The 527-nt window shown below is 62.0% G+C and carries 1 protein-coding gene; it reads left to right on the forward strand.

Annotation, left to right across the window (positions count from 1 at the left end; all coding sequences use genetic code 11):
• On the forward strand, nt 1-527 hold a 527-nt coding region (locus HXS65_RS17320; protein ID WP_218015113.1), incomplete at both ends, for a VCBS domain-containing protein.

The following is a 527-nucleotide window of genomic DNA, read 5'->3' on the forward strand; positions in this document are numbered from 1 at the left end:
GACGGCACGCTGAACTGGACCTTCGACAGCTCAAGTGTCGCTGGCGAAGCCTTCGATCATCTCGCCGTCGGCGAGAGCCTGGTGCTGGATTACACCGTGGTCGTCACCGACAGCCAGGGTGTGACCGCTGAGCAGGTAGTCTCGATCACCATCAATGGCAGCAACGATGCGCCAGTCATCGCCATCGAAGGCGACGACAGCGCGGTCGAGTCACTGACAGAAACCGATGCACCGCTGACCACCGCCGGCACGCTCTCGGTGAGCGATCTTGATACCACCGACGAAGTCACGCCGAGCGTCACGGCCGTGACCGCCACCGGTGATACCGATGGCCTCAGCAATGCTGAGCTGCTGAGCATGCTCTCCGTCGATGCCGATGCGATCATCGCCAACACCGAGAACGATGGCACTCTGAACTGGACCTTCGACAGCGCAAGCGTCGAAGGCGAAGCCTTCGATCACCTCGCCGTCGGCGGAAGCCTGGTGCTGGATTACACCGTGGTCGTCACCGACAGCCAGGGTGTGAC

Origin of the sequence: Cobetia sp. 5-25-4-2 (assembly GCF_013374075.1) — a bacterium.
Classification (GTDB): Bacteria; Pseudomonadota; Gammaproteobacteria; order Pseudomonadales; family Halomonadaceae; genus Cobetia; species Cobetia marina.